General features: G+C 45.6%; 7 protein-coding genes. 5 read left to right on the top strand and 2 right to left on the bottom strand.

The genetic code is table 11. The features are described 5' to 3' along the window. Positions 1–188: 188 nt before the first annotated feature. Together ACED28_RS14265 and ACED28_RS14260 are read right to left on the bottom strand one after the other, a co-directional pair. Complete coding sequence (locus ACED28_RS14265) at positions 189–389, bottom strand: chromosome segregation ATPase (RefSeq protein ID WP_009845810.1); 201 nt, start codon at positions 387–389, stop codon at positions 189–191. A gap of 338 nt (positions 390–727) precedes the next feature. After that, on the bottom strand, positions 728–2,644 hold the full coding sequence (locus ACED28_RS14260) for a methyl-accepting chemotaxis protein (protein WP_009845811.1): 1,917 nt from the start codon (positions 2,642–2,644) through the stop codon (positions 728–730). 463 nt (positions 2,645–3,107) lie between these two features. On the opposite strand from ACED28_RS14260, the gene ACED28_RS14255 reads away from it, so the two are divergent. The 5 genes from ACED28_RS14255 to ACED28_RS14235 form a co-directional block, all read left to right on the top strand. Then, positions 3,108–4,064, top strand: a complete 957-nt coding sequence (locus ACED28_RS14255; protein WP_371710120.1) for an AAA family ATPase — start codon at positions 3,108–3,110, stop codon at positions 4,062–4,064. Between the two features lie 10 nt (positions 4,065–4,074). Beyond that, complete coding sequence (locus ACED28_RS14250; protein WP_029223170.1) at positions 4,075–5,001, top strand: DUF58 domain-containing protein; 927 nt, start codon at positions 4,075–4,077, stop codon at positions 4,999–5,001. Continuing rightward, positions 4,998–5,483, top strand: a complete 486-nt coding sequence (locus ACED28_RS14245; RefSeq protein ID WP_017096233.1) for a DUF4381 domain-containing protein — start codon at positions 4,998–5,000, stop codon at positions 5,481–5,483. Before ACED28_RS14250 ends, ACED28_RS14245 begins: the two co-directional genes overlap by 4 nt. Further along, the gene (locus ACED28_RS14240) at positions 5,476–6,468 is read left to right on the top strand and encodes a VWA domain-containing protein (RefSeq protein WP_371710119.1); all 993 of its coding nucleotides are present in this window, start codon (positions 5,476–5,478) and stop codon (positions 6,466–6,468) included. The genes ACED28_RS14245 and ACED28_RS14240 overlap by 8 nt, the downstream gene beginning before the upstream one ends. Continuing rightward, on the top strand, positions 6,461–7,891 hold a 1,431-nt coding region (locus ACED28_RS14235), incomplete at its 3' end, for a VWA domain-containing protein (RefSeq protein ID WP_371710118.1). The genes ACED28_RS14240 and ACED28_RS14235, both read left to right, overlap by 8 nt.

Genomic DNA, 7,891 nt, shown 5'->3' with positions numbered 1-7,891 from the left:
TTTTCTGTTGTCTGTTGTCTGTTGTCTGTTGTCTGTTGTCTGTTGTCTGTTGTCTGTTGTCTGTTCAGTATAAAAACAAAAAAGGCCTAGCGAATGCTAGACCTTTATCTGTTTGAGCTAAAAGCCATCCTATCTAAACGATAAAGATATAGGCTTGCTCAACTTTAATACCAATCGTAGTAAATAACTTAGTGAATTGGCGTATCACTTGTTTTATTGAACTGGCCAAAATGCTGTTCTAACACTTCAGGTGTCAGTTTGCCTTCCGCTTCTAGTCGCTTAAATTCAGCAACGATCGCTTTTTGCTCTTCAAGTGATGGAAGTTTCACTTCAGGCTCATCGCCCATCTCTTGAGTCATCTGCTCTAGTTCTTTTTCAAAATCGCTCATGATACTTACCTAAATATTAAACCTAGCGAGATTTTACTCATTTACGCTCTATGATGCTAGGGCGATTAGGTGCAAAGCCCGAAACCAGATCAAGTGAACATCAGCTTAAATGCAGAACTGCGGTCTGAATGGCGACGTTCAACGTAAAAAGCTATACCAAACGTAACAATTAGCATCGGACGTAAAAGCCACACCAAACATAAACTGCCTAGCAAACGTAAAGTGCCGTATCAAACGTAAAGTGCCGTATCAAACGAACAAGCATATCAGACGTAAAAAAGCCGGGGTCACGTGAAATGAATCCGGCTCCAATGTAAGTGTTGCAAGTTTATCCGCTATTAAAGCTTAAACGAGCCAACCATCTTATCTAGACGAGAAGAAAGCTGTTGAAGTTCTTGGCTCGCTTCAGCAAGCTGCTCTGCGGTTCCAGTCGTCACTTCGTTAATCGCGTTGATTTCTTCAATATTCTGGTTGATGGTATGAACTACGGTTGATTGCTCTTCCGTTGCCGTTGCCACTTGAGTGTTACGATCAGTGATATCAACGATACGGTCTGAAATACCACCCAGTACGTCCACCGCTTCATCCGACGCCGATACGCCTTCAAGTGTAATCACTTTGCCTGCACTCATCGCCGTTACGGCATCTTTAGCATCACTTTGCAGTTGGTTGATCATCTTCTGAATCTCTTCAGTAGAATCTGCGGTACGGCTTGCTAGGTTACGAACCTCATCGGCTACAACGGCAAAGCCGCGACCTTGTTCACCCGCACGCGCAGCTTCAATAGCAGCGTTCAGAGCTAGTAGGTTGGTTTGTTCAGAGATGTCACGAATTACACCCAAAATAGAGCCAATGTCTTGAGTCGTTGAAGCTAACTGCTCTACCACTTGACCTGTACTTTCGATGTCTTGCGCTAAACGGCTGATCGCGTCTTTTGCTTTGTTTACCACAGATCGGCCTACTTCAGTATTGCCTGAAGCCTGTGTTGCCGTTTCCGCAGCCGTTGCCGCATTCGATGCAATCTCGCTGATTGTCATGCCCATCTGGTTAATGGCTGCAACTACCTGAAGAGTTTGATCTCGTTGTTCTTGGCTATTGTCGTGGGTGATGTGCGCTTTGTTAGAAACACTCTCAGCGGCGACTTGAAGTGCTTGGCTTGTAGAAAACACCTCTTTCATCGACTCGTGAATCTTTTCGATGAATCCATTAAAGCCCTTTGAAAGCTGTGCAATTTCATCGTTGCCTTTCACTTCGATACGCTGAGCAAGGTCACCGTCACCTTCGCCAAGGTCACCGAATCGCTTAGCCAAAAGTTTAATCGGTTGAGTAATACTGTTTGCTAGCACCACGCCCATCAGAATAAAGATTAACGCTACAACAGCGGTCATGATCAGCATCTGTTTAGCCGTTGCATCAAGCTCAGCAAAAACTTCGCTCGTCGGAACTTCACCAACAACGAACCAATCCATTGACGGCACATACAAACTCGCGACAAACAACTCTTGTCCTTTATGTTCCGTTGTAATCAGGTTAAATCCTGACTTGCTTAACAACTGACTAGATTGAGGACCGTAAAGTTGTTGAAGTGATGAATCACTAAGCGAACGTTCGCGATGAATTTGAACATCACCTTGGCTATTCGTTAAGAAAACAAAACCGGTATCTTCGATCTTAAAACTATTGAGTAGACTTACCATGTCACCCATCGATTTCGATAAGCCAGACATCGCTAAACCAGAAGGTTGTTGGTAGTTAGCGAACATTTTCACTTCACCTGTCGCTTCTTGGAACATACTGACCATTGTCTGCTGGCCAGATTGCGTAAAGCCAAAGAACCAACCATCTTGCTGTTGATTGAGTTGACGCAAGAAGCCATCTTGGTTCCAGTAGTAGGCCGTTTGACGGTTCGCTACTGAGGCATCATTTAGCTGGTATTGGTTACGAACATTGTTCAATTGCTTTACTAGCTTGTTCTCTAAGACGGCATCACGATCGGTCGATTCGATAGCGTCAGAAATGAATTCATTCGAAGCAATTTGTTCTGCAGCTAACAATAGCTGAGAGACTTCACGGTCAATTTCACCATTAATTCGCTCTAACATTCCCGGAAGCTCAATATCGACTAATCGATGACTCAAAACATCTCTTGCTTGCTTTTGTGCCATCGCACCGACAATCACCGTTGATGCAAGAACTGCGAAGGTAATTCCAAGTACAACTTTTTGTTTAATACTCAGAGAGTTAGTTTTCAACATATTTGGACCTTTAAAAAGAATCGCTCGTTATTTATATATCCTGAACAGGATTTTTTTTGGTGCACTTAAACCAGTAGTGCACTCTCTCCACCATATATCGGCTAACCCCCATCAAACTAGAGAGGTATTTCGCAAAAATTTGTAAGCATGGTGAAACAAAGCAACCATTCTTCTATAGAGAAAACCATCAGCAAGACTAATGCAGTGAGACGTAACCATTCATTTTAATTATCTGGACAATGAGATTCCCCGAAGCTCACTGAACGACAGGCCTCTGAAGCTTTGATATATAAAAAGCGATTGATATGGTACAAACCATGGCTTAGTGGTTTTTTCTCGTTAACCGCTTGTAAATAATTCCAATTTTGAAAAAATAAATTCCACAAACGTACTGGAACTTTTTCCTAGTAATCAGTGACCAATACTCAAAATAAAAATCAAATGGATACCCAGAGAGTCCAAAATGCACAAAACAAATTTCGAAGTCCTTCAAAACTATCTAGAGTCTCAAATCATTGGTCAAAAAGAGCTTGTTAAGCAGCTGATGATAGCCCTTTTGGCCGATGGTCATATCCTCGTTGAAGGGCCTCCCGGGCTAGCAAAAACTCGCGCAGTAAAATCATTGGCTGACTGTGTCGAGGGAGACTTCCACCGCATTCAATTCACGCCAGATTTGTTACCTGCTGATTTAACGGGTACCGATATATTTCATCCAGAAACGGGAGAATTCACCTTCCAATCGGGCCCGATTTTCAACTCGCTTATTCTGGCGGATGAGATCAACCGTGCTCCGGCGAAAGTGCAAGCCGCAATGCTAGAAGCGATGGCTGAGAAGCAGGTGACGGCGGGACGAAAAACCTATGCCTTACCCGATTTGTTTTTGGTAATGGCAACGCAAAACCCAATTGAGCAAGAAGGCACTTACCCGCTACCAGAAGCTCAATTAGACCGTTTCTTGCTGCATTTAGAAGTGGCTTATCCAGACATGGAAAGTGAGCTGGAGATTTTGCGCCTAAACAGAGGCGAAGCTCAAGGCAACGAATCTGTTCAGCCACAAGAGATATCTCAGCAAACGATCTTTGAAGCCCGCCAAGAAGTACTCAACATTCATATGGCAGACACCATTGAGCAGTACATCATCAGACTGGTAATGGCGACGCGCCAACCTAAGCAATACAGCGACCAGCTTGATCAATGGTTAGACATGGGTGTTAGCCCGCGTGCAACCATCGCGTTAGACCGTTGTGCCCGCGCTCACGCTTGGCTTGCTGGCCGCGACTATGTTACTCCACAAGATGTTCAAGCGATGGCATTCCCTGTACTGCGTCACCGCCTGCTTCGTAGCTACCACGCACAAGCCGAAGGGGTCACTGCAAACCAAGTGATCGCACACCTTCTCTCGTTGGTTGGTAGCGCATAGGGATACGCGCATGAAGAATCAATTACCCAACCATAGTGACGGCGTCACGTTAAACCTGGACGAACTGCTGCAATACAAAGCGCAGTCTGTTCGCTGGTTGCCTCCAGCCAAGAGCCTGTGGTCGCAACTTAACGGCCAGCACGAAAGCAATCGTAAAGGTCGCGGGATGAATTTCTCTGAGGTTCGTCAATATCAGGCGGGCGACGATATCCGCAGCATTGATTGGCGCGTCACGGCGAGAACAGGCAAGGCGCACACCAAACTGTTTTCTGAAGAAAGAGAACAGCCTGTGATTTTGTTCTTAGATCTGTCGAGCAGTATGATTTTCGGCTCAACCTTGTTGCTTAAATCGGTTCAACTCGCACACTTTGCCAGCCAACTTTGCTGGTTAACCGTCGCTCAAAAAGACCGTATTGGTGCAGTGATCGATACTGGCCAAGAGATCATTGAGATTAAACCCAGTGCTAGCAACCACGCTCCGCTGCGTATTTTACAAAAAGTCATAGAAATCAATAACGCAGCGCTGACTAACCCAAACAATCACAGCAACACAACCTTAGAGCATGGGCTGAAGTCTCTTCATCAGCTTTGCCCGAAAGGCAGCGATATCATTATGCTCAGTGATTTTGTTCGTTATAGCGAAAGTAATTACTCACTTATCAATCAAATACGTCGACATAATCGGGTTCGCTTGGTGCATTTTTACGATCCATTAGAGCAAGGTGTCACTGCTTTCAAAGGTTCAAAACAGATCACCGACGGCAATAAAACGCAATGGTTTAACTTTTCATCAAGCAAGGAAAAGGAAAAGCTCAGTCACGCATTTGATCAGAAGCAACAACAGCTTATGCAAATGAGCCTTTCTTTGGCGATCCCATACAGTTCATTGTCTTGTGCGCAATCGTTAATGAGCCAAGTATCAGGAGTTCAGTCATGAATCAACCTCTCGACTTGAGCCCTATTATTACGCCAAGCGCACCGTCATGGTGGCCTTTGGCATGGGGTTGGTGGTTAATCATTATCACGGCCATTGTTCTGATCGCCTTAGTATTTTTCATTGTAAACAAAAGACAAAAGAACCAATACGCGAAGAACGAAGCACTTGCTTGCTTTCGTGATAGTCAGCCTTCAAATACCTTGTCTCCGAGTGCAGCTCAAGACATCGTTCGTCAGGCAGCACTAAGCTATTTCCCACGCGAAAAAGTGGCAGGCTTATCTGGTGATGATTGGTTGACGTTCTTAGATGCGCAATTGGCAAAACCTTTGTTCGCCGCAAAACAATCGCAATGGCAACAAGCGCTCTACCAAGATGCAACCTTAATGACCGACGAACAGAAAAAGGCTCAACAGCAATTGGTTAACGACTGCGAAATCTGGCTTCGTAAAGCCCTTCCTCCAAAGCGAGGTCGTTATGACTGATCTTTTAAACACGAGCTTACTAAATATTGAATTCGTTTGGTGGTGGATGTTTATCCTAGTACCACTGCCGCTCCTTATTTACCTATTCTCACCAAAATCAGAATCAAGCAGCGCTCTAAGGCTTCCGTTTTTGCCCGAGGACAGCAATACCAAAACACCGAGCAGTCGCTTACCCAAGGCGTTATCGGTCATCATCTGGCTTTTATTGGTAACGGCCATGGCACGCCCTGTTTGGTACGGTGAACCGGTTGAGTTTCAGCCGAAACACCGTGATTTGATGTTGGTTGTCGACCTCTCCTACTCAATGAGCCAAGAAGACATGCAGTTTAATGGCGAATACATTGACCGCTTATCTGCGGTGAAACATGTATTGAGTGACTTTATTGAGCGACGAAAAGGCGACCGAGTTGGATTGGTGCTATTTGCTGATCACGCCTACTTGCAGACGCCACTGACGTTAGATAGAGACACGCTTTCACAACAGCTCAATCAAGCAGTGCTAAAGCTGATTGGTACTCAAACTGCGATCGGTGATGGTATCGGCCTTGCCACCAAAACCTTTGTCGACAGCGACGCTCCTCAGCGTGTAATGATTCTACTCAGTGACGGCAGTAATACCGCGGGCGTATTAGATCCACTTGAAGCGGCGGATATTGCAAAGAAATACAACGCCACAATTTACACCGTGGGTGTCGGTGCGGGTGAAATGATGGTCAAAGAGTTCTTCATGACTCGTAAGGTCAATACTGCTCAAGACTTGGATGAACGTACTCTAATGGAAATCGCCAAACGTACTGGCGGTCAGTACTTCCGAGCGCGAGACAGCAAAGAGCTGGCAACGATTTACGACACCATCAACCAGTTAGAGCCCGTGACGAATGCCACTAAGATCTGGCGACCACAACAAGAGTGGTTTGTCTGGCCTCTGTCTGCGGCCATGTTCTTTGCATTTATGCTGTTAGCCATTAGGAGAAACAATGTCTAACTTTACTTTTATCTACCCATATTGGTTCTTGGCTCTTGCCGTGCTGCCCGCAATTTGGTGGCTTAGCAAGAGACAATCCAAGCAAGGGTTATTAGCGTCACACATCGCCCGTTATTTGGCTCCTGAATCGAACAAACCCTCGAAAAACCTCAGCACTTATTTCGGTGTTTGGTGGTTGGTCGGTGTCATCGCATTGGCCGGTCCAAGCTTTGAAAAAAATGAACAACCAAGCTTTGAAAAAACACAGGCGCGAGTTGTGATCATGGATATGTCGATGTCTATGTATGCCACTGATATTAAGCCGAACCGTTTAACACAGGCGCGATACAAGGCTTTGGATCTACTATCACTCTGGAAAGAAGGCCTAACGGGAATGGTGGCATACGCCGGAGATGCTTACACCATCAGTCCGCTAACGTCTGACATCAACACCATCAAGAACCTCGTACCCAACCTATCACCAGATATCATGCCCTTCCAAGGCGGCAATGCAGCATCGGCAGTTAAGCTTGCGATTGAGATGATGACTCATGCTCATATCTACCAAGGCGATCTAGTACTGATTGCTGATGATATTGATGGTCAAGAGAAGAAAGATATCGACTCGCTACTCTCTGGTAGTAATTGGACGTTATCAGTCTTGGCTGTAGGTACGGAAAGCGGCGCGCCGATCTCGTTACCTACAGGTTCGATGTTACAGACCGACTCAGGACAAACCGTGGTTGCGAAAACCAACGTAGACAATATGCGCGACCTGACTCGTCGCTCTGGCGGCACATTCACTGAATTGCAATTGGATAACTCAGACGTTGAACACATCGCAAGTTACCTCGACCGAGTTGCGACAACATCAGAAGTGACTAAAACCAATAACTCACTCAACACCAGAGTGAACAACGGTTTCTGGTTATTGCCGTTTCTGTTACTTCCTGCACTTGGGCTATTTCGAAAAGGGGTCATTTGGTGTGGTCTAGCTGTATTTGTCTCGTTCAGCCAACCGAATACTGCGTTTGCAAATCCTTGGAAAACCGATGACCAAGTGGGTTATCAGTTGTATCAAGATGAGGACTTTCAACAAGCCGCAGAACAGTTCGAACAACAAGAATGGAAAGGCATCGCGCAATACAAAGCCGGTGATTTCGAAGCGGCCGAACAGACGCTACAAGGTCTTTCTGGCGAAGATGCTCGCTACAACCTCGCCAATGCACAAGCAAAGCAAGGTAAGTACGACCAAGCGATAAAAGAGTATCAACGTATTCTCGAAAGTAACCCAGAACATGCTTACGCGAAGAAGAATCTAGAGATTGTCGAACAGGCTCGGAAGCAACAGCAACAGCAACAGCAACAGCAACAGCAACAGCAACAGCAACAGCAACAGCAAGACGATTCTGAGTCCAAAGACCAAAACGAACAAGACCAGCAA

The sequence above is a fragment of the Vibrio sp. 1F253 genome (assembly GCF_041439295.1).
Lineage (GTDB): Bacteria > Pseudomonadota > Gammaproteobacteria > Enterobacterales > Vibrionaceae > Vibrio > Vibrio tasmaniensis_A.
The sequence above is the reverse complement of the archived record's forward strand: the minus strand, read 5'-3'. Positions and strand labels throughout refer to the sequence as shown.